Source organism: Photobacterium arenosum (genome assembly GCF_014841115.1).
GTDB classification, from domain to species: domain Bacteria; phylum Pseudomonadota; class Gammaproteobacteria; order Enterobacterales; family Vibrionaceae; genus Photobacterium; species Photobacterium arenosum.
Genome location: NZ_JACYTP010000003.1, coordinates 388080 through 409920 on the forward strand (window position 1 = coordinate 388080; position 21841 = coordinate 409920).

At 50.2% G+C, this 21841-nt stretch carries 16 protein-coding genes; 10 read left to right on the forward strand and 6 right to left on the reverse strand.

Annotated elements, in window-relative coordinates; genetic code table 11:
• Positions 1–141 precede the first annotated feature (141 nt).
• Positions 142–1359 carry a hypothetical protein gene (locus tag IFO68_RS07705; RefSeq protein WP_192015345.1) on the forward strand — a complete coding sequence of 406 codons (1218 nt, stop codon included), beginning with the start codon at positions 142–144 and terminating at the stop codon, positions 1357–1359.
• Positions 1360–1792: 433 nt separating this feature from the next.
• Complete coding sequence (locus tag IFO68_RS07710; RefSeq protein WP_192015346.1) at positions 1793–2386, forward strand: acetate uptake transporter; 594 nt, start codon at positions 1793–1795, stop codon at positions 2384–2386.
• Positions 2387–2687: 301 nt separating this feature from the next.
• Here the strand turns inward: IFO68_RS07710 and IFO68_RS07715 are convergent, their stop codons facing one another.
• From IFO68_RS07715 to pabB, 4 genes are all read right to left on the reverse strand, one after another.
• A complete protein-coding gene (locus tag IFO68_RS07715; protein ID WP_120511151.1) occupies positions 2688–4049 on the reverse strand; it encodes an L-serine ammonia-lyase in 1362 nt (453 codons plus the stop codon).
• A gap of 179 nt (positions 4050–4228) precedes the next feature.
• Entirely contained in the window at positions 4229–5509 is a 1281-nt protein-coding gene (locus tag IFO68_RS07720) for a serine/threonine transporter (RefSeq protein ID WP_192015347.1), read from the reverse strand.
• Positions 5510–5677: 168 nt separating this feature from the next.
• The gene (locus tag IFO68_RS07725) at positions 5678–6286 is read right to left on the reverse strand and encodes a CoA pyrophosphatase (protein ID WP_192015348.1); all 609 of its coding nucleotides are present in this window, start codon (positions 6284–6286) and stop codon (positions 5678–5680) included.
• Between the two features lie 47 nt (positions 6287–6333).
• Complete coding sequence (pabB, locus tag IFO68_RS07730) at positions 6334–7710, reverse strand: aminodeoxychorismate synthase component 1 (RefSeq protein ID WP_192015349.1); 1377 nt, start codon at positions 7708–7710, stop codon at positions 6334–6336.
• A gap of 217 nt (positions 7711–7927) precedes the next feature.
• Here pabB and IFO68_RS07735 point away from each other — a divergent pair, with 217 nt between their 5' ends.
• The 4 genes from IFO68_RS07735 to IFO68_RS07750 all read left to right on the forward strand — a co-directional run bounded on the left by IFO68_RS07735 (position 7928) and on the right by IFO68_RS07750 (position 14828).
• Positions 7928–9442 carry a fumarate hydratase gene (locus IFO68_RS07735; protein ID WP_192015350.1) on the forward strand — a complete coding sequence of 505 codons (1515 nt, stop codon included), beginning with the start codon at positions 7928–7930 and terminating at the stop codon, positions 9440–9442.
• Positions 9443–9629: 187 nt separating this feature from the next.
• On the forward strand, positions 9630–10664 hold the full coding sequence (locus IFO68_RS07740) for an efflux RND transporter periplasmic adaptor subunit (RefSeq protein ID WP_192015351.1): 1035 nt from the start codon (positions 9630–9632) through the stop codon (positions 10662–10664).
• A 1-nt stretch (position 10665) separates the two neighbouring features.
• On the forward strand, positions 10666–11754 hold the full coding sequence (locus IFO68_RS07745) for an efflux RND transporter periplasmic adaptor subunit (protein ID WP_192015352.1): 1089 nt from the start codon (positions 10666–10668) through the stop codon (positions 11752–11754).
• Positions 11754–14828, forward strand: a complete 3075-nt coding sequence (locus IFO68_RS07750) for an efflux RND transporter permease subunit (RefSeq protein ID WP_192015353.1) — start codon at positions 11754–11756, stop codon at positions 14826–14828. The genes IFO68_RS07745 and IFO68_RS07750 overlap by 1 nt, the downstream gene beginning before the upstream one ends.
• Positions 14829–14929: 101 nt before the next feature.
• On the opposite strand, the gene IFO68_RS07755 is transcribed toward IFO68_RS07750, so the two are convergent.
• Positions 14930–16165, reverse strand: coding sequence for a cation:proton antiporter domain-containing protein (locus IFO68_RS07755; protein ID WP_192015354.1), 1236 nt, complete (start codon positions 16163–16165; stop codon positions 14930–14932).
• A 139-nt stretch (positions 16166–16304) separates the two neighbouring features.
• The gene (gene pyrC / locus IFO68_RS07760) at positions 16305–17336 is read right to left on the reverse strand and encodes a dihydroorotase (RefSeq protein WP_192015355.1); all 1032 of its coding nucleotides are present in this window, start codon (positions 17334–17336) and stop codon (positions 16305–16307) included.
• Positions 17337–17613: 277 nt separating this feature from the next.
• Here pyrC and IFO68_RS07765 point away from each other — a divergent pair, with 277 nt between their 5' ends.
• From IFO68_RS07765 to IFO68_RS07780, 4 genes are all read left to right on the forward strand, one after another.
• Positions 17614–17934, forward strand: coding sequence for a (2Fe-2S)-binding protein (locus tag IFO68_RS07765; RefSeq protein WP_192015356.1), 321 nt, complete (start codon positions 17614–17616; stop codon positions 17932–17934).
• Complete coding sequence (locus IFO68_RS07770) at positions 17927–19309, forward strand: NAD(P)/FAD-dependent oxidoreductase (RefSeq protein ID WP_192015357.1); 1383 nt, start codon at positions 17927–17929, stop codon at positions 19307–19309. The genes IFO68_RS07765 and IFO68_RS07770 overlap by 8 nt, the downstream gene beginning before the upstream one ends.
• Positions 19309–20595: an NAD(P)/FAD-dependent oxidoreductase gene (locus IFO68_RS07775; protein ID WP_225445110.1), complete on the forward strand. Its 1287-nt coding sequence runs from the start codon at positions 19309–19311 to the stop codon at positions 20593–20595. The genes IFO68_RS07770 and IFO68_RS07775 overlap by 1 nt, the downstream gene beginning before the upstream one ends.
• A gap of 140 nt (positions 20596–20735) precedes the next feature.
• A complete protein-coding gene (locus tag IFO68_RS07780) occupies positions 20736–21485 on the forward strand; it encodes an AAA family ATPase (RefSeq protein ID WP_192015358.1) in 750 nt (249 codons plus the stop codon).
• Positions 21486–21841: the final 356 nt, after the last annotated feature.

A 21841-nucleotide genomic window follows, 5' to 3' on the forward strand; every position in this document is an offset into this window, starting at 1 on the left:
AAGTGGCCTAAACGAGTACTTATCATGCTGATGCTGGGGGAGTGTCATTTCATACTGGTAGGACTTCTGCCGCTTTACAGACATAGCTTTCCATAATTGTGAGTGGATTGGCTGTAAAATCAAATTATTACGGAATTTTTTATGAAAAGAACGGGCCTTTCAGCCCTGATGGTGTTTTTTGCCGTGTTACTGGGTGCTTGCTCAAGCACGCCTGAAATGAGTGAGTCGGATACTGCTATCTCTGAACAGGGAGAATTTCAGCGGGTATTGTCTGCTTACCGGCACTGGCAGCAGTCAATGCAACATACCAGCGAACTGGCCATTTATTCACCGGATGCTTATCAGCTCATGATAACCAGCTGGGAAAATGCAGAAAAAATTTATCAAGAGATCACCGCAACGCCGTCGACGGCGTATAAAAGTTACTCTTTATTTTCTTCTACCACGTATTTACAGCAGATACAGTTAGAGCTGAATCAGGTTGAAGTCTCTTTGAATCAATTGAAGCAGTTACAGAAAGTCGCCGATGATGTGCTGTCGCCAGCAATAACCCAGATGCAGTATCTGGACTCTCTGGACGCCAAACAATACTACCGGAGTGAGTACACGCGCTTACATCGCCTGTATGCCAGTTTGTTTACCCTGGTAGAAGATGATGAGTTGAGTGATGCGAGAGAGGAGCAGGACGAGTTCCTTTCGCGCAGCCATAGTCTGGAAGTTAAAACGATCAAAAAAATCTATATTGCGCCGCTGGAAGCCATGATGATTGAACTGCGTCGTCAGGATGTGAATGACTATGCGCCAAACAGCTACGCACAGATTGAGCAGCGTATCGAAGCCGGTAAAGCATTAATTGAGCGTACCCCCCGCGATTTTGATGCCATACAGCAGGCGGCGAGTGCGGTACAGTTTGAGCTTGCCCATGCTCAGCATATTTCGCTGGAAGTGCAGCGCTTACGCGATTTAAGTAAAGATGATTACGAGTCTTATATTCTGGATTTCGAAAATAAGCTGCTGAGAATCTCCAAAGCTTTGAAAGAGGAAGATTTGCGTGATCAACCCATTCAGGAACAGGCCAGATTAATCATTGATGGTGCTATCAATGTAAGGGAGGCCACAGCCAGCAAGCCGCCGGCAGATGAGGTGCTGAAGGATAAAGATAAGTACATCCGCGACCTTAATGCATTGGTAATGAGTCAGCAGCGTCAGATAAGCCTGTTGCAGTCTAAACTGTCTGCTAGCAAGGAGACGCTGCCTTCAGTGTCTTTACCGGCGCCGAGCGAAGCACCCGACTCCAATGCCACCTTAACTGAGCCGCCGAGCGATACTGGCGAAACCGGATCTGCCGTCATGCAGTAGCGCCTTCGTCATACGGTTACATCTGAGTAAAAAACCGCTGCAGCGACAGCGGTTTTTTTGTACACAATTTCTTCGGTGATTGTTTGATATCACCATGACTCTCTTTGCTAGGCTATCTGATTCTTACTATAAAAACAGGAGTTTATGCTGCGTTATTCATACGCTATTTACAATAGAGCCGCTGTTAAAATGGCCAGTGACTACAGGCTGCTGATAGCTTTTGATGTATTGTGTTACATCTTTCATGGGTTTTGACATATTTTTTGTATTTACTTTTTTATGGTTAATCATGCTTTTTTGTCTGGTGCTTGGTTTTTGTACGGCTGAGACATTGTTTTCCCTCAGGACATAGATTAGAATTCGCGCCGCGCCAGATTGCGCAATTATTTTAATTAATATCACTTTTATTTAAGTTTTCCTGTAGGGGAATAAAATGTCTACGAATTTTGCAAATCCAGCACCTTTGGGATTGATGGGCTTTGGTATGACCACCATTTTGCTGAACATCCACAATGCAGGCTTTTTTCCACTGAACTCTATGATTCTGGCTATGGGGATTTTTTATGGCGGTCTGGCTCAGATCCTTGTCGGCATGATGTGTTTTAAGCGTGGTGATACATTCGGTACTACCTCTTTCACCTCTTACGGTCTGTTCTGGCTGACACTGGTTGGTCTGATTGTGATGCCGTACATGGGGCTGCCTGCTGCACCTGCAGAGTTCATGGCATGGTATCTGCTGCTGTGGGGCGTCTTTACTGCCTTTATGTTTGTTGGTTCACTCAATTATCCGCGCGCCAAACAATTTGTATTTGCTTCTTTGACTGTGTTGTTCTTCCTGTTGGCTGCACGTGATTTCACTGGCAGTACCCTGATTGGTACCATTGCGGGTTTTGAAGGCATCATCTGTGGCGCGAGTGCGATTTATTTTGCGATGGCCCAGGTACTGAACAATGAGTTCGGCCGTACTGTTCTGCCAATTGGTGAGCGTAAAGTGGCTGCTGTGGAGCCTCTGAAAGCAGCGGCATAACTTAGTTCAACTCTATATTTACTGCTTACCCCGTGCCGTGAGGTACGGGGTTTTTTTATGCGGGTTGCTGGCTGGTGTTGCATCGCAGCGATGAAGAAAGCCGGACGCCGTTAGCCCGGCTGCGGTGAGACCTTAGTCTGGCTGCAGGCGAAATAATGGCAGGTTTAATGTGTTGTAAGCTAAAGAACGCAGGCTAATGGGCAGGTTGTTGAGAGCGGGAATGCAGAGGACCGAGAATACAGGGAATAAAAAAAGGAGGCTTAAGCCTCCTTTAATGTATCAATCTGATTGTCCTTTAGGATCAGCAGATCACTTTAATCGCCAATCCGCCTTGGGAGGTTTCGCGATACTTGGCATTCATGTCTTTACCGGTTTCCAGCATGGTCTCGATTACTTTATCCAGCGAGACCCGAGGTTCGGAAGCACGACGCAAAGCCATACGTGAAGCATTGATGGATTTAACTGCTGCGATACCGTTTCGTTCGATACAAGGTACCTGCACCTGGCCAGCCACCGGGTCGCATGTTAGACCCAGGTTATGTTCCATGGCGATTTCCGCGGCCATACAGACCTGCTCAGGGCTTGCGCCCATCAGCTCAGCCAGACCGGCAGCGGCCATTGAACAAGCGACACCCACTTCACCCTGACAGCCTACTTCAGCACCAGAGATAGAAGCATTACGCTTATACAGACCGCCGATTGCGCCAGAAGCGGCAAAGTAACGGATATATTCTTTCTCGCTGACCGGCTGAATGAATTTATCATAGTAAGCCAGTACTGCAGGGATAATACCGCAAGCACCGTTAGTTGGCGCGGTGACCACCCGGCCGCCTGCTGCGTTTTCTTCATTCACTGCAAATGCGTACATGTTAACCCAGTCAACCACTGTCATCGGGTCGGTGTTGGTACGCTCGGAGGTGATGAGCTGCTGGCGAAGTGCGGCAGCACGGCGAGGCACACGCAGTGGGCCAGGCAAAATGCCTTCTTCGTTCATGCCACGGTCCATACAGTCCTGCATGGTTTTCCAGATTTTGGCGAAGTAATCTTTAATTTCGTCTTCAGTGTTCATGGCACGTTGGTTTGCCATGACGATAGAGCTCATTGAGCGACCGCTTTCTTTGCAGTGCTGAACCAGTTCTTGTGCCGAGGTAAACGGGTACGGGACTTTGATTTCAGACTCTTCTTCTTTACCGAAGTTTTCTTCATCAACAATGAAGCCGCCACCGATAGAGTAATAGGTCTTGCTGTAAATTTTGTCTTCACCAGCCCATGCATGAATACTCATGCCATTCTCGTGCAGGGAAAGGTTGGTGTTATGGAAATTCATCCCGCCATCACGTGGGAAATCAACGGTATGAATATTACCTGCAATTGGAAGACGCTCGGTTTCACCAACGCTGGCGATAAACCCAGGGATGCTGTCGATATCAACAGTTTCAGGGCTGTTGCCAGCCAGGCCCATGATAATGGCAATGTCTGTGTGGTGGCCTTTACCTGTCAGAGACAGAGAGCCATACACATCAACGGTGACTTTTGTCACATCATTGATTTTGCCCATTTCACGCAGGTTATCGACAAACTCTTTACCTGCTTTCATCGGACCTACAGTGTGTGAACTGGAAGGACCCACACCAATTTTGAAGATATCAAAAATACTGATCATGCGTAGTACCTCAGTCGGGGAAGCGATCTTGCCTCGGCCGTGACTGTTATCTTTTTATGAACTCCCGCCCCTTCCTTGGCGAGTATAGTCAAAACAAAAGAGCAGGTGCTGAAAGCTCCCCTGCTCTTAAGTATCGGTTCTTTTACGTATTTTGTCAGTAATGCAATACGGGCGAGATGTTAGAAAAATAGCCCGTACATAATGGCTGAAATCGCGATCAGACCCATGAGTGTGACAAATACGTTGCTTACCGCGCCCTTGTACTTCTGCATTGCCGGTACTTTATGTACGGCATACATAGGCATCAGGAACAAGATTGTCGCAATAATCGGGCCGCCTAATGTTTCAATCATCCCAAGAATACTAGGATTAACTGTCGCGACCAACCAGATAGTAGCAATCATGAAGACAACGGTAAATTTGTCAATATTCTTTTCGTTAACTTGCTTACCAGCCGACTTTAATTGTTTAGAAACTAGACCATTCAGACCTTCTCGCGCACCCAGATAATGACCGAAGAAAGATGAAACGATAGCTACAAATGCTACAACCGGGCCCAGATATGAAATAAATGGACTGTCATGCTTGTTGGCCAGGTAAGACAGAATAGCCAGGTTTTCCGCTTTTGCTTGCGCCAGATCCTGAGGGCTCAGGCTCAGTACGCACGAGAACACGAAGAACATCACAAAGCCCAGCAGCATAACGGCAGATCGCGCCAGAATACGGGACGCTTTCTCTTCTGCCAGCTCGCCATGTTCGCGCGCTTGCGCCTGCGAGAAAGCCGAGATAATAGGACTGTGGTTAAACGAAAATACCAGTACAGGAATGGTAATCCACAAGGTGACCGCAAAATCACCCAGTGAAGGCATGGTGCTCAGGCTGACGGAAGACAGATTCCACTCAGGGATCAGATATACCGACATAAACAGCAAAATACCTACCAGAGGATAAACCAGAAACTGAGTGACTTTCAGCATCAGTTTTTCACCGGCAATCATGACGGACATCATGCCCAGAATCAAAATGATGGACAGTAAAGCCCGTGGCATGGATGCCATACCAAGCTGGTTGACCATGAAGGAATCGACAGTATTGGTGATACCGACACCATAAATCAGCACAATCGGGTAAATAGCAAAGAAGTAGAGCAGGGTGATTAATTTACCGGCACGGGCGCCAAAATGTTCTTCCACCACTTCAGTAATGTCACTGCCGGGTTTCGCGGAAGACAGGACAAAACGCGCCAGACCGCGGTGAGCGAAGTAAGTCATCGGGCCAATCAGCAGTGTCATCGCCAGCAGTGGCCAGAAGCCACTCATACCCGCATTGATTGGCAGAAACAGGATACCGGCACCAACTGCCGTACCAAAAAGGGAAAGCACCCAGGTCGTATCTTGTGCAGTCCAGCGGCTTTTGGCAGCAGCGGATGCAGCAGATACAGATGCAGTTTTCGTTTGCATAAGTTAGTCCAACATTTAATAGGGAACAGGAATCTGGGTATTTTCGCTTATTTAGGGCATGAAAAAATGATCTGTGAAAAAACTCGCTCACTATTTAACATTTGTTGCAAGGAAATGAGAGTTTGATCACCAAAGGAATGGCCATTTGTGTCTCAGGTGGTGAAAGGTTCAGCGATTGTCTACCCAGATTTGATGTGACAGGGCTTTGACTATCTGAGCCGTTGCGCCCCAAATGGAATATTCCTGGTAAGGGATGGCATAAATGGTGTGCTCTTTACCTTTGAAGGTAAAACGCTGGGTGCGCATATTGCGGGGATTGAGCAAGAAGGTAACAGGGACTTCAAATATGCTGTCGACTTCATTGGGATCGAGCACGGGCCGGTAGTTGGCTGCAACAGTCGCTAAAAACGGTGTAACCATATAACCGCTGAGAGTCGGGAGGGCGGGCAATGTGCCCAGAATGTCTTTTTTATCACACAGAATGCCGATCTCTTCCTGTGTTTCCCGGATGGCGGTATTAATAAGTTCGACGTCTTCGCTTTCAAAGCGCCCGCCCGGGAATGCGACCTGACCCGGATGGTGTTTCAGGTGGTTTGCCCGCCTAGTCAGTATCACATGGTAACCGTCAGGCCTTGCCACCAGAGGGATCATCACTGCCGCGGGTTTAAAGCGGCTGCTGTTGGGCAGCAACTGCTTGATACGTCTCTGATGGCTGCGATCATACTGGCCCGGCTGCGCAAGCAGGAAGCGGCTGAGCATGTGATGCTGGACTATCATGTGGTATTCCCGATGGCGCCCCCTCCCGGCAATTTGTTGAGGGTATGTTATAAGATTGGCAGAATTTTGCTCAGCTTGTCCAGCGTTTCCTGGTATTCGCTCTGAGCTTCGCTATCGGCCACTACACCGCCGCCGGCCCAGGCATAAATCTGCTTGTCGACCGCGATCAGGGTTCGGATAGTGATGCTGGTATCCATCTGACCGCAGCGACTGATGTAACCTATACTGCCGCAGTACACGCTGCGTCTGTGCGGCTCCAGTTCTTCGATAATTTCCATGGCGCGGACTTTCGGCGCTCCCGTAATAGAACCGCCAGGAAAACAAGCTCTAAGCAGATCCGTTGCACAATAGTGAGCAGGATCCATGTCGGCCGTGACTGTGCTGACTAAGTGATGCACGGCCGGGAAGCTTTCAATGGCAAACAGGCTGGGGACACGCACCGTGCCCGGTGATGCTACGCGGCCGATGTCATTGCGCAGCAAATCGACTATCATCAAATTCTCCGCCCTGTCTTTGCTGGCGTGTTTCAGATCATCGGCACTGGCCTGATCGGTGACAGGATCGGCAGAACGGGGGCGGGTGCCTTTAATCGGCTTGGTTTCAATCTTGTTGTCTTTGAGTTTCAGAAAACGTTCCGGCGACACAGACAGCACCGCGGCCTGATCAAGACGGATAAAGGCTGAAAAGGGCGCGCCATTATGGCTCTCCAGCTTCTGGTAAGCCTGCCATTCATCGCCCTGATAACCGGCGTTGAAACGCTGTGCGAGGTTAATCTGATAGCAGTCGCCCGCATTCAGGTAATCCTGAACCTGATTAAATTTCCCGATATAGCTGTCGAGCGTCATATTGGCCTGCCAGTCGGAGGTTAGCCGGAAGGTATTTGTCGGGTCAGATTGCGTTGACTGCTGCGCTTTCAGCCAGTGCAACCGCGTTGAGGTATCTGGCGACACCAGCGAAAGTTGCCGGGTATGGTGGTCAGCAATTAACGCCCAGTCATATAAGCCCACCGCCATATCCGGCGCTTTGATATCCTGAATGGCCAAGGCCGGTATCTTTTCGACCCGCCGGCCAAGATCGTAAGCAAAATACCCCACAGCACCGCCGGTAAAAGGCAGATCGTCAATGGCCGGACAGACAGGTAATAATTCCGACTGCAGCGCGTGCAGTAATGAAAACGGGTCTTGTTCTGAGCTGTGTTGCTGGCCGCTTGTATGGGTGATCACACTGACACCGTCGCGGGTTTCAATGGTCGCCAGCGGGCTGGCAACCAGAATGTCATAACGATTGTCAGGGTGGCCTTGTGCCGCTGAACGCAGCAGCATAGCCCAAGGGGAGGCAGAAAGAGGTTCGAACCAGTCCAGAACAGCATTCTGGCTATAGTCCAGATGCATGACCTGGAGTTGAGAGACAGCAGAATATTTCATTTTCTTTTTTGTGACAGGTGTTCGATTGGCGCATAGCGCGAGATTGCGGGCAAGAGTATCATAGAAACAAATACGACGTCTGCATCGCGACTTTTCCGGTGCATTGATGATTCAGCTCAAGATTTCGGTCTGCCTCTGACACCCTACCATGCATAAGGTCCGGGTCAGGCCCGTCAATTTGCAGGCGCGTATACGACAATAAGCAACGAGGGCAACTATGACCGTCATCCGTAAAGAAGATGTGATCAGCAGTGTGGCAGACGCGCTGCAATACATTTCCTACTATCATCCGCTGGACTTTGTGCAGGCTCTTGAAAAGGCTTACCACAAAGAGCAGAGCCAGGCCGCGAAAGATGCCATGGCACAGATTCTGATTAACTCTCGTATGTCCGCCGAAGGCCATCGCCCGATTTGCCAGGACACAGGTATTGTGACCTGTTTCGTGAAAATTGGTATGAACGTACAGTGGGAGAGCGATCTGACCGTTCAGGAAATGATCGATGAAGGTGTGCGTCAGGCATATAACAACCCGATCAACCCTCTGCGGGCATCGGTTGTCGCGGATCCTGCCGGAGCGCGTATCAATACCAAAGATAACGCCCCTGCGGTTGTTCATATTGACATGGTACCGGGCAACGAAGTGGAAATTCAGCTGGCAGCCAAAGGTGGCGGCTCAGAGAACAAAACCAAAATGGTGATGCTCAACCCGTCGGATGATATTGCCGAGTGGGTTGAAAAGACGGTTCCTCTGATGGGCGCAGGCTGGTGTCCGCCGGGTATGCTGGGAATCGGTATCGGCGGCACGGCTGAAAAAGCCGCGGTACTGGCGAAAGAGTCGCTGATGGAAGCAGTTGATATTCATGAGCTGATAGAACGCGGTCCGCAAAATGCGGAAGAGAAACTGCGTCTGGATATTTATGATCGTGTCAACAAGCTGGGTATCGGTGCTCAGGGCCTTGGCGGCATGACGACCGTGCTGGATATCAAAATCAAGACCGCACCAACGCATGCGGCCTCTAAACCGGTTTGCATGATCCCGAACTGTGCGGCAACCCGCCATGTGCACTTCACTCTGGACGGCAGCGGTCCGGCAGAGCTGACTCCCCCTAAACTGGAAGACTGGCCGGAAGTGACCTGGGAAGTGGGCCAGAATGTGCGTCGTGTCAATGTTGACAACATCACCAAAGCGGAAATTCAACAATGGAAGTCCGGCGAAACTGTCCTGTTGTCCGGTAAAATCCTGACAGGTCGTGATGCTGCCCATAAGCGTATTCAGGAAATGCTGAACAGCGGACAGGGCCTGCCTGATGGTGTGGATTTCAATAACCGCTTCATTTATTACGTAGGTCCTGTGGATGCAGTGGGCGACGAAGCTGTGGGGCCGGCCGGCCCGACAACGTCCACCCGTATGGATAAGTTCACCGACATGATGCTGGCTGAAACCGGCCTGATTGGCATGATAGGTAAAGCAGAGCGCGGTCCTGTGGCTATTGAGTCAATTAAAAATCATAAAGCAGTGTATTTAATGGCAGTGGGTGGCGCGGCGTACCTGGTGGCGAAAGCGATCAAGAAATCGCGCGTTGTGGCCTTTGAAGACCTGGGCATGGAAGCTATCTATGAATTTGAAGTGCAGGATATGCCTGTCACGGTCGCCGTCGATTCAGACGGTGTGAATGCGCACCAGACCGGCCCTGATATCTGGAAAGTCAAAATTGCTGAAATGGATGCGTAACACGCTTGCAGTGTTATCTGCTGAAATACTTTGCAAAAAAAGGAGCCGTTTGGCTCCTTTTTTTGCACTGGTTTAACCTTTGATTAAGGAAGTAAGCAATAAAATGACGTTCTTTTTTGCTATGTTAACGCGCAGCTAAATACAAAATGTTGAATAAATCAGACCTATTGAATTGGAGAGGCATTGAATGAGGTTCACTCTGCTGGTCCTGGCTCTGTCGGTGAGCATGCTCACCGGTTGCAGTGAGGAAACAAAATCTGTGCCCGAACCTGTATCCCGACCGGTTAAATTGTTAACTGTTGATGTCGGTGACAGTCAGAGTTACCGGACATTTCCTGCCCAGGTGGAAGCCGGCGATAAAGCGGTGCTGGCATTCCGGGTATCGGGAGTTTTGGAAAGTGTGGATGTACGCGATGGCGAAGAGGTGAAAAAAGGCCAGCGTCTGGCGAAGCTGAAAACCGATGAGCTGACCTTGCTGGTTGAACAGGCCAAAGCCAATTACAACCTTGCTCAGGTTCAGTACAAACGAAATGCAGAATTGCTGAAAACCAATGTGGTGTCCGAACTGGATTTTGACCAGTCAACGGCAGCCAGAAATCAGGCCAAAGCAGAATTGGACAAACAGGAAGCAAACCTGAAGTACGCCACCCTGATTGCGCCATACGATGGGGTTGTCTCTATTTCAATGGCCAACAATTATGAGTATGTCTCAGCGAAGCAGCCTATGATGCATATTCAGAGCGAAGGGTTGCTTAATGTCAGTTTCCAGTTACCCCAGCAACTGCTTAACCGTATGCGATCCGGCGATGATCGCTCTGCTCAGGTGATCTTCGATACCATCCCGGATCAGGTGTTCCTGGCTAACCTGAAGGAAATTGACACCGAAGCCGACACTAAAACCTCCAGTTACCAGGTCACACTTACCATGGAAAAACCCGTTGATCAAAACCTGCTTCCCGGCATGGCAGCGCAAGTGAAAATCGCGTTACCGCAAACAGGTGCCGGTTCATTACCAGCGCGGGCGATTGTGAGGGAAAACGGCAGTACTTATGTATGGCAGGTGGCAGACGGTGGCAAAGTCAGCAAAGTTGAAGTGGTGCTGGATGAACAATCCCGTGTAGTCAGTGGATTAGAAGACGGAGTGGTTATTGTGGCGTCTGGTGTGACTGAGCTAAAAGAAGGCCAGATTGTACGTGAATGGGTGAAGGAGCGGGGTCTCTGAGATGAAAAGAACCTTATTACGTTCAGCTTTCTGGGTATTGCCGTGGTTACTCTTTGGTTGTGGTCAGGAGTTGCAGTCTGAGTCTAAGGCTTCACAGTCTGTGAGTGTCCATCAGGTTGGACTGGAACAAAGTTCACCGATTTTATCTTTCCCGGCTGTCGCTGCTGCTGCGGATAAATCTGTGTTGTCTTTCCGTCTCTCCGGTGAAGTGATCAAGGTCAACGTGAAGCCAGGCGAGTTTGTGAAAAAAGGCCAGTTGCTGGCGCAACTTGATCCGACTGATTACCAGCTGACAGTCAATGATGCGCAGGCGAAATTCAGTCTGGCGGACAGTCAGTATCGCCGCTCGGCAAAATTGGTTAAGCAGGGATATCTGGCCCAGTCGCAGTTCGATGAACTGGCTGCTCAAAGGCAAATTGCGCTGGCAAAGCTCAATCTTGCCAAGTTGCGTCTGACCTTTACGACATTACACGCCCCTTTCAGCGGGGTGATTTCTCGTGTGCCTGTTGAGCAGTTTGAAAATGTCCAGGTGGGCGAGGCTGTCATGAATATCCATAGCGCGACTGACGTGGATATTCTGATCCAGGCTCCGGACATGATTTATTCAAAAAACACCGCCAGGCAAGTGCATCATAAGCAGCCAGGAATAAAAGTCACGCTGGATGACGGGACAGAATACACGGCGCATCTGAAAGAGTTTACGACAGAGCCGGATCCAGAGCTGGGCTCTTTCAAGGTGACACTCACTATGCCTATGCCGACAGAGCAATTCATTCTTGATGGCACTTCGGTTGAGGTAAAAGTGGACGGACAAAAAATGCAGATTTATCGCTCGGATGAAGCGGTGATCCCGCTCAGTGCCGTGTTCAATGAAGATGGCGATGCTATCAACCCTGCCAATAAATTCGTGTGGATAGTCAATGATGGTAATACAGTGACAAAGCGCCAGATTGTGACAGATAAAGTCGTCCCGGATGGTGTGCGTATTGTGTCCGGATTACAGGAAGGCGACGTGATTGTGACTGAAGGCGTTAATCGCCTCCGTGATGGTCAGCATGTGACTGTTGTGGATCAGGAGGCAGCCAAATAATGAAACAGGATATAGCTACATACTTTATTAAAAATAAAGTCATCAGCTGGATGCTGACCCTGATCTTTCTGATCGGCGGGACAATGGCATTTCTGGAATTAGGCCGACTGGAAGACCCTGAATTCACGATCAAAGATGCCATGGTGGTGACTTCGTATCCTGGTGCGACAGCACAGCAGGTTGAGGAAGAGGTGACCTATCCGATAGAGAAAGCCATCGGCCAGCTCCCTTACGTGGATGAAGTGAACTCCATTTCAAGCCGGGATCTGTCTCAGATCACAGTGACCATGAAAAATAATTATGGTCCGGACGATCTGCCGCAGATCTGGGATGAACTGCGCCGTAAGGTTAATGACCTGAAACCCAGCCTGCCACCCGGTGTCGGCACCCCAAAAGTGGTGGATGACTTTGGTGATGTGTACGGTATTCTGCTGGCTGTGACCGGGGAGGGCTATACCTACCGTGAGTTAAACGATTATGTGGATTACCTTCGCCGGGAGCTGGAGCTGGTCGATGGTGTGGGTAAAGTACAGGTCACGGGCACGCAGCAGGAGCAGGTATTTATCGAAATCTCCATGCAGCGGCTCAGTAATCTGGGTATCTCACCGCAGACGATTTATGGCACCTTGCAGCAGCAGAATCTGGTGACCAGCGCCGGCGCCATTCGCGTCGGGGATGAATATATCCGTGTTCAGACCACAGGTGAATTCCAGAATGTGGATGCGCTGGGCGATCTGATCATCAAAGATTCCGGCTCTCAGGGGCTGATTTACCTCAGAGATGTCGCCACGATTGAACGCGGATTCAAGGAAGTCCCGGATAACCTGGTCAGCTATAACGGTAAGCAAGCCTTGAACCTGGGGATCTCTTTTGTTTCCGGTATCAATGTGGTCGAAGGCGGTAAGCGTGTAATGAGCCGCCTGGCTGAACTGAAAGTGCAGCAGCCGGTGGGCATAGATATCGGCGTGGTGTACAGCCAGCCGACAGAAGTGGATAAATCGGTCAGCGGTTTTGTGGTGAGCCTGGGCCAGGCCGTTGTGATTGTTATTGTTGTCCTGCTGTTCTTCATGGGATTGCGCTCCGGTCTCCTTATCGGACTGATTCTGCTGTTAACCGTGCTTGCCACCTTTGTGTTTATGAAATGGATGGCTATCGACTTGCAGCGTATTTCACTGGGGGCGCTGGTCATTGCCCTGGGGATGCTGGTTGATAATGCCATTGTGGTGGTTGAAGGCATACTGATTGGTTTGCAGAAAGGGCGAACCCGACTGCAGGCGGCGTCTGACATAGTCACACAAACGAAGTGGCCGCTCCTGGGCGCGACCGTAATTGCTGTCATGGCGTTTGCGCCCATCGGTTTATCGCAGGATTCGACCGGTGAGTACACCCGTACTTTGTTTACCGTACTGCTTATTTCTCTGATGCTGAGCTGGTTCACGGCTATTTCTCTGACGCCTTTCTTCGCTGATCTGTTCTTTAAATCGCAAAAAGTGGCTGAAAGTGACGAAGAAAATGACGACCCGTACAAAGGCAAGTTTTTTGTCTTGTACCGACAGTTCCTTGAGCTTTGTATGCGGCGCGCCTGGCTGACTGTGATATCGCTGGTGGTCATGCTGGGGGTGAGCCTGTACGGCTTCACACTGATTAAGCAATCTTTCTTCCCCGCTTCAACGTCGCCTATGTTCATGGTGGATATCTGGTTGCCAGAAGGGACAGATATCCGGGCGACGAATGATGCGCTGAAACAACTGCAGCAGCAAATTGAGCAAGATGACAGTATTGATTATGTCAGCACCAGTGCGGGTAAAGGCTCGCAGCGCTTTATGCTGACCTATTCACCCGAAAAAAGTTATGCCGCATACGGTGAGCTGATTATTCGGGTGAAGCAGTTTGATGATGTGTTGCCGGCTATGTCTCAGGTTCAGGAGATCATTGGCAAGGGTTTCCCGAATGTCGAATACAAGCTCAAGCAAATCATGCTTGGCCCGTCTTCTGGCGCCAAAATTGAAGCCCGCCTGATCGGCCCCGATCCGACTGTGCTTCGCGGTCTGGCTAAAGAAGTCACTGATATCATGCGGGCTGATGCAGGCACAGCCAACATACGTCATGACTGGCGAGAGCGCACCAAAGTGCTGGAGCCGGTCTTCAATGAAAGTCAGGCCCGCCGTTACGGTATCACCAAAAAAGATGTCGATGATCTGCTGCAAATGGCGTTTTCCGGCCTGTCGGTAGGTATCTACCGCGAGGGTACTACCCTGATGCCGATTGTTGCCCGACTGCCGGAGCAGGAGCGTGTTGATATCAGTACCATTGAAGGTATGAAAATCTGGAGTCCGGCGGTACAGGGCTATGTGCCATTGCAGCAAGTGGTCTCGGCTGTGAATCTGCGCTGGGAAGATCCGCTCATCGCGCGTAAAGACAGAAAGCGGGTACTGACAGTCATGGCTGACCCCGATCCGCTCGGGGATGAAACTGCCGCGACGGTGCAAAAGCGAATTCAGCCAGCGATTGATTCACTGGACTTGCCACCGGGCTATGCGCTGGAGTGGGGCGGGGAGTACGAGTCATCCGGCGATGCGAAAGCGTCGTTGTTCAGCTCGATGCCAATGGGCTACCTGATGATGTTCCTGATCACTATCTTCCTGTTTAACAAGGTGAAGGAAGCGCTGATTGTGTGGGCGACTGTGCCGTTGGCGGTGATTGGGGTGGCTTCCGGCCTGTTGTTGCTGAACACCCCGTTTGGTTTTATGGCGCTGCTGGGCTTTTTGAGCTTGTCAGGCATGCTGGTGAAAAACGGTATCGTGCTGTTGGATCAGATCGAAATCGAAATCAGCAGCGGTAAAGACAAATACCAGGCGGTGGTAGATGCCGCCGTCAGCCGGGTTCGTCCAGTCTGTATGGCAGCGATCACCACTATTCTGGGTATGATTCCGCTCTTGCCGGATGTGTTCTTTAAGCCGATGGCAGTAACCATCATGTTCGGCCTGGGCTTTGCGACCATACTGACTCTGATTGTGGTGCCTGTGCTGTATCGCTTATTCCACAGCGTCCCGTTGCCGGGCCGTGAGGGCTAAACCAGAGAATCAGCCTGGTTAGTACTTTCATGCTGATTCTCTCAACACCACCACCTGCCGTCCTCTCCGCATTCGCGGGGCGGACGGTGGTAAAGAGGGTGTTATGACACCGACTCACGGATGGTGCTGCTCTGTGCCAGCATACGCTTGGTAATAACCGGATAAACAATCAGAGAAAACAGAATCATGCTGATTGCCATCGTCAGAAACAAAGGCTTGTAGCTGAAGTCTGCCGGCAGCATCAGGATCAGGGCAATGGATACCGCACCGCGTGCACCTGAGAAATTCAGCAACCAGAAATCAAGCCGCGACAGTTTTTTCGAATCTATACGCAGGACAGGCAGCATCAGCCAAAGCGAAATAAACCGCGCCGAAAAAAGCAGCACTATGGATAACAGTATGATAACGGCGGACAGGGTATCGGGAGATAGCAGGGTAAACACGCTGGAACCGAGCAGGAAGAAAAGCATCGCGTTGGCAACATAATCCAGATACTCCCAGATCTCCTGATGCGCAAGATGATTGGCATCATCCTGATAAGGCTTGTAACCGTAAGCCAGTGCCGCGGCAAACACGGCCAGAATTCCGGAAAAATGCATTTCTTCTGCCAGCACAAAACTGCCATATGCCAATGCCAGCGTGATATTGGTTGTTAAGGTGTAATGCCGCTCATGCAGTAAAGTCAGCAGCCAGCGAGCGCCACGCCCGAGCACTGCACCGACAGCCAAAGCCCCCGCCACATGTGACACTAAACTCAGGCTGCTGCTTGTCAAATCAAATTCAGTACCGCTGAAAATCACTATCGAAAGAATACTGGCGACAGTGACCACAAAACCGTCGTTCAGTATGGACTCCCCTTCAATCAGCAGTTTCTGGTTTTCGGTCACGCTCTGGTTATCTTTGAATAAGGCGCTGATGGCCAAAGGGTCGGTGGCGGAAATGATGACCCCGAACAATAAAGCAGGCATGAAGGGCACCCCGAGCAGCCAGTGTATGGCGGCCGCAATCACAAACATGCTGATCAATATGCCTAAGGAGCCGGCCAGCGACGCAGGAATCAGCACCTGCCTGAAATGAAACAGGCAAATACACTGGGTGGATGAAAATACCAGCAGCGGCACGAAAAGATACAGCACAACATGCGGCTCCAGTACCAGATCTGGCAAATTGGAATCTGGCATGGCGGAAACCGCGCCGTAGATCAGTCCCAGCAGGAGGATCCAGGTAATGTCTGAAAACAGCCGCCAGCGGTGAGAAAAGAAAAAGATGGCGTTCAGGGCGACCCAGCCCAGTACGGCGAAAATGACAAGTGAAGGGATAGATTCATAACCAGTCACAGACACCTCTCCAAAAAAGTGATTGTTTTTTATACTTTAATCGTGCTGGAGAATGAAGCAAGCGGATTGTTTGAAGTGAGAACAGATTGGATGAGAATAAGGCTCCGATGCAGGAGCCTTATTTCGATGGCGTAGCAGGTTACTGAGCCACTTTCCAGCTGATTTGTTCACCGGCCCGGATAGGCACAACCTGATCGGCGCCGAATTCCATGGTGTCCGGCACCGCCCAGCTTTGTTTGGTCAGGGTGATAGTGTCGTGATTGCGAGGCAGGCCGTAGAAGTCAGGACCATTGTGGCTGGCAAAACCTTCCAGTTTGTCGAGTGCGCCTGCCAGCTCGAAAACTTCTGCGTACAGCTCAATGGCAGCATGTGCTGTATAAGAGCCGGCACAGCCACAGGCGGCTTCTTTTTGGCCTTTTGCATGCGGTGCTGAATCTGTGCCCAGGAAAAATTTGTTGCTGCCACTGGTTGCTGCTGCAATCAGTGCTTCCTGATGAGTATTGCGCTTTAAAATAGGCAGGCAGTAAAAGTGCGGACGGATACCGCCAGCCAGCATATGGTTACGGTTATAGAGCAAATGGTGGGCGGTAATTGTTGCCCCCACGTTTGGCCCGGCATTGTTGACAAAGTCGACCGCATCTTTGGTGGTAATGTGTTCAAGCACCACTTTCAGGTTTGGCATGGCAGCGACGATAGGTGCCAGTACAGTTTCAAGAAAGACTTTTTCGCGGTCAAAAATATCCACGTCGTGCTTAGTCACTTCGCCATGAATCAGCAGCGGCATGCCCAGTTCCTGCATGGCTTCCATGGTGGGCAGCAGCTTGTTGATGTCGGTGACGCCTGAATCAGAGTTAGTGGTTGCTCCGGCAGGGTAGAGCTTTGCCGCGTACACATGACCGCTGGCCTTGGCTTTGCGAATCTCGTCAGGTGTTGTGTTATCGGTGAGGTATAGCACCATCAAAGGAGAGAATGTTTCACTTGGCTGAGCAGCCAGAATGCGATCACGGTAAGCAAGAGCGGCAGAGGTATCGGTAACGGGAGGAACAAGGTTAGGCATGATGATAGCCCGCCCCATATAACGGCTGATGTCCCGAACCGTATCCTTCAGTACATCGCCATCGCGCAAGTGTACGTGCCAGTCGTCCGGACGTGTGATAGTGATCGACGTCATAATAGCTCCCTCCAAAAAATTCGCCCGATTCTAAAAGTATGGCGTGACTAAGTAAAGCCGTATTCCCTAATTACCTGACCAAACCGCAATCGTTTACATCATTTGCCTTGTCTGTGATGGTGGTGCGGTTATGCATCGTCTGATCTCACGAAACATTGATCGAAAACAATCACAGAATCTGGCTGAGTGGTAGCGTATATATATGCCTATGGTTTCAATAAAATTAAGTGCATTCCATTGGCAGTTCTTACCTTACCTACAAAAGACAGAGTATAAAATGGCATCTATAACCAGAACACAAGATATTACGCCGCTAAAAGACAGCCCGTTTTGTGTATTAGTGAATGATATTGAGGTGAAAGCCGTACCCGGTGAAAGTGTCTTGAGCACACTATTAGCCAGTGAGTTCAGGCGTTTGATGAAAAACGATTTTGGCGCATCTTCAGGGGCTTTTTGCGGTATGGGCGTTTGCCATTGCTGCCTGGTCGAAATTAATGGGCGTCATAAGCAGCGTGCCTGCCAGACACTTGTCCAGCCCAACATGACAATCCGCACCTGTCGCAATCGGGTTATCGAAGGGGACAGCAAACATGTCTGAGAATATCGTGATTGTCGGTGCCGGCCCTTCTGGTATGTCGATAGCAACTACTTTGTCGGCATTTGGTATACGGTCAACAGTCATTGACGAGTCGCCAAAAGCCGGCGGTGTTATCTATCGCGGACCCTGGCGGGCAACACAAGCCATGCCGCATCTGGATGAAAGCCTGCAGAAGAACATAACGTTACAGCAGGCCCTAGTGACGGAGCACCAGCACAATATCGAATTTCTGACCGAAACGCGGGTACTTGGCCCGTTAGCCGGCAGCCAACTGCTGCTGTCCCACCATGGCAGGCTTTCTGCTCAGGATTTTGACTATTTGTTTCTGGCGACGGGCTGTCAGGAACGGAGTATTCCTTTTCCGGGTTGGCAGTTACCGGGTGTGATGCTGGCTGGTGGCATCCAGCTACAGCTCAAGAGCGGACTGGTCCGCCCTGGTCGGCAGGCAGTAATCACAGGGACAGGCCCGTTATTGGTACTGCTTGCCTGTCAGCTTCTCCGCTCAGGAGTCGAAGTGAAAGGTGTTTATGACGCCGCATCTTTCAGTGAGATGAGTAAGGAGGTGGTCGCGTTGCTTAATCGTCCGCAGATAGCACTGGAAGGTCTGTCGCTGCTTGCTTATCTCAGGTTGCATCAAGTACCGGTGAACTATGGCTGGGGGATAGTGAAAGCGGAAGGCAGTGTCAGTCTGGAGCGTGTGGCCGTAGCACCCTATAACAGCAACTGGGAAGCTGATCGGCAGAAAATGCAATGGATAGAGGCCGATTTACTGGGCGTGGGTTACGGCTTTGTGTCCCGGTCCCAGCTCGCTCAGTTAATGGATCTTGAGGTAAGAGTGGATGAATTCAGCGGACTGATTCCGGTAACAGATACATATCAGCGCAGTAGCCGCCCGAATATTTTTTGTGTCGGTGACTCTGCCCGTTTTGCCGGGGCGGATGTCGCCATTGTGGAAGGTCAGATTGCGGCTCTGGCATTGGTGGCAGAGTTGTACCCGGACAAAGTGGCCGATGTAGCGGAACGCCTCGCTGACCTGCAGAAGACGCTCAAGCGTTTGTACCGTTTTCGTGGCGCTTTTGACCGCGTTAATCAGCGTAAAAAAGGGCTGTTGAACCTGCCCGACGCCGAGACTGTAATTTGTCGCTGCGAGCAGGTAAAGCGTTCTGATATAGACAAAGCGATTGCCGAAGGCTGCCGGGATAGCATAAGCCTGAAAATGCGTACTCGTGTCACCATGGGAGACTGTCAGGGGAAAACCTGTAGTCATTATTGCTATGACAGGCTAGCAAATGAAGGCTTTCACCGTGAACAGGGCCAGTTTCGAGTCAGATTCCCATTAGATCCCATCCCTTTTGCTGCCATGGAGAACGAATAATGAAGCACTATGATGTGGTAATTTGCGGTGGCGGAGTTATCGGCAGTGCGGTGGCCTTCGCGTTGAGCCGTAACCGGGATCTGAATATTGCGCTGGTCGATTTCAAAAAACCGGGCAATGCGTCCCGCGCCTCTGCCGGCGGATTGTGGGCAATGGGCGAATCAACGGGGTTGGGGTGCGGGGTCATTCTGTTTAAGACGCTGTCAAAACAACTCCAGGAAGGGGCGGACGTATCGGGTGCTTCAGCCATGAAGCCGCATATCATGCCTAAACCTTTTTTTGACCTGGCGATGATGTCAAATGCTATGTATCCGGCTTTAAATCAGGAGCTGCTGGAGAAACACGGTGTTGATATGAAATTTGAAAAAACAGGGCTGAAGTTCGTTCTGTTTGATCAATACGATCGTATTCATGCTGAACATATTGCGGCTGCTGTGCCAGATCGCCAGCAACACATTCGCTGGCTTGATAAAGCCACGTTACTGGAAGAAGAGCCGAATATAGCACCGGATGCCATTGGCGCGATGGAGTTCGATACCGACCACCAGATCAACCCTTATCGTCTGAACGATGCTTATGTCGACGCCGCGCGCCAGAACGGGGTGGACTTGTACCTTAATACCTCGATCACAGCGATTGAGCGACAGGGTAACCGTGTAACGGGCGTGCAGACGTCCCGGGGTAAATTAAGCACCGGTATGGTCATTAATGCAGGTGGGGCATGGGCTGAGCAGATCAACGTGTGGGCGACGGGCATGCAGATGCCAGTTTTCCCGGTAAAAGGACAGGTGCTGGTGTCTGAAAGGTTGCCCAAAATACTCAATAGCTGCATTACCACCAGTGACTGTTATATTGCGCAGAAAGACAATGGCGAGATCCTGATTGGTTCAACCACTGAAGAGTGTGGCTATGACACCCGCACAGATTTGAACCAGCTTAAATCATTGGCCCAGGGCGCGATGAAGACGATTCCTCAGTTGCGCGACATGAATATTAAACGCTGCTGGGCCGGATTGCGTCCCGGTTCCCCGGACGAGTTGCCCATTCTGGGGCCAGTACCCGGTATTGAGGGTTATCTGACGGCTTGCGGTCATTTCAGAACAGGTATGCTGACCTCTGCGATTACCGGTAAGTTGTTGAATGAACTGGTACGTGGCGAACCAACCAGTGTGGATATCAGCCCATTTCTGTACGAGCGTTTTTTGCACGGTAATGTTGAAAAGGCTGGTGCAGCCTATTCAGCTACAGCGGGCTCAACTTCTGTGAACAGGATACCCAGTTCATGACCGTTCCCGAAATGGACAGCAAGGGTGGTGCTGTGCAACTACAGCGCTTTCGAATCAATGCAATCACAACAGGTGATTTCCCTTGAATCTTAGGAGTTTCTGCGGCTAAATTCAGATTATTTCGACATTAGATTCAGATAATGGAACCTTTACCATACTTAAGAGATATTCAGCTGAAACGAGAGAAAATTGACTCTTTTAGCCATTATCCGTTTTGTATTCCGGCAGTAAAAGGCCTGGATAAAATCGACTTCAGTCCGGAGGTCACTATTTTTGTTGGTGAAAATGGCAGCGGTAAATCAACTTTACTGGAAGCTATTGCTGTCGGTATGGGGTTCAACGCAGAGGGGGGAACGAAGAATTTCAATTTTTCGACCCGAAGTACGCATTCTGAATTGTATAAGTCTATCCGTTACAACAAGTCGTTCAGGCGTTATAAGGACGGCTTTTTTCTCCGGGCTGAAAGTTTTTACAATGTCTCGACCCATATTGATGAACTGGACGAAGCACCAGGTTTCGGGCCGCCTGTGATTGATTCATACGGCGGTGTGTCCCTTCATCAACTGTCGCATGGCGAGTCATTTCTGTCATTAATGGTCGAGCGGTTTGGCGGTAAGGGCTTATATATACTGGACGAGCCTGAAGCCGCTTTATCTCCTATGCGCCAACTCTCTGTGCTCAGTCGAATGCATCAGCTGGTTCAGGATCAATCACAATTCATTATTGCTACCCATTCTCCCATGATCATGGCGTACCCCGGCGCTCTGATTTATCAGATTGGCCCGTCCGGCATTCACCCGGTGAAATATGAAGAGACGGAACACTACGCGATTACGAAAGCTTTTCTGAATAACCCCCAACCCATGCTTGATGAGCTGTTTGTCGATTAACGAATTGCCAATTATAAGGACAGTCACGTTAATGTGCTTGGGGACAGGGATTGCAAGGACAGACACCTTAAAGAAAGTGCAAGCAAGGACAGTCATACAAAATGTAAAGCCATCAGGCTCTTCACTGAATTTGGTGAGTTGCTTATAAAACGCTGTTAAAAGTACCGATTTACAGCGTGCTGGAATGCAAAGTGAGATTTTATACCTCTGGCATGATTTCCAGGCGAGCAGCAGCATACGAATGTATCGCTGTTGAGGATCTGTTTGCTGTGAATGGGTTAAGGGAGCTGTACACCGGTTCGGCGCTGCCGGTTCAATTTCGGCAAAACAGCTTGAATTGACGAGGTGGTGCCAAT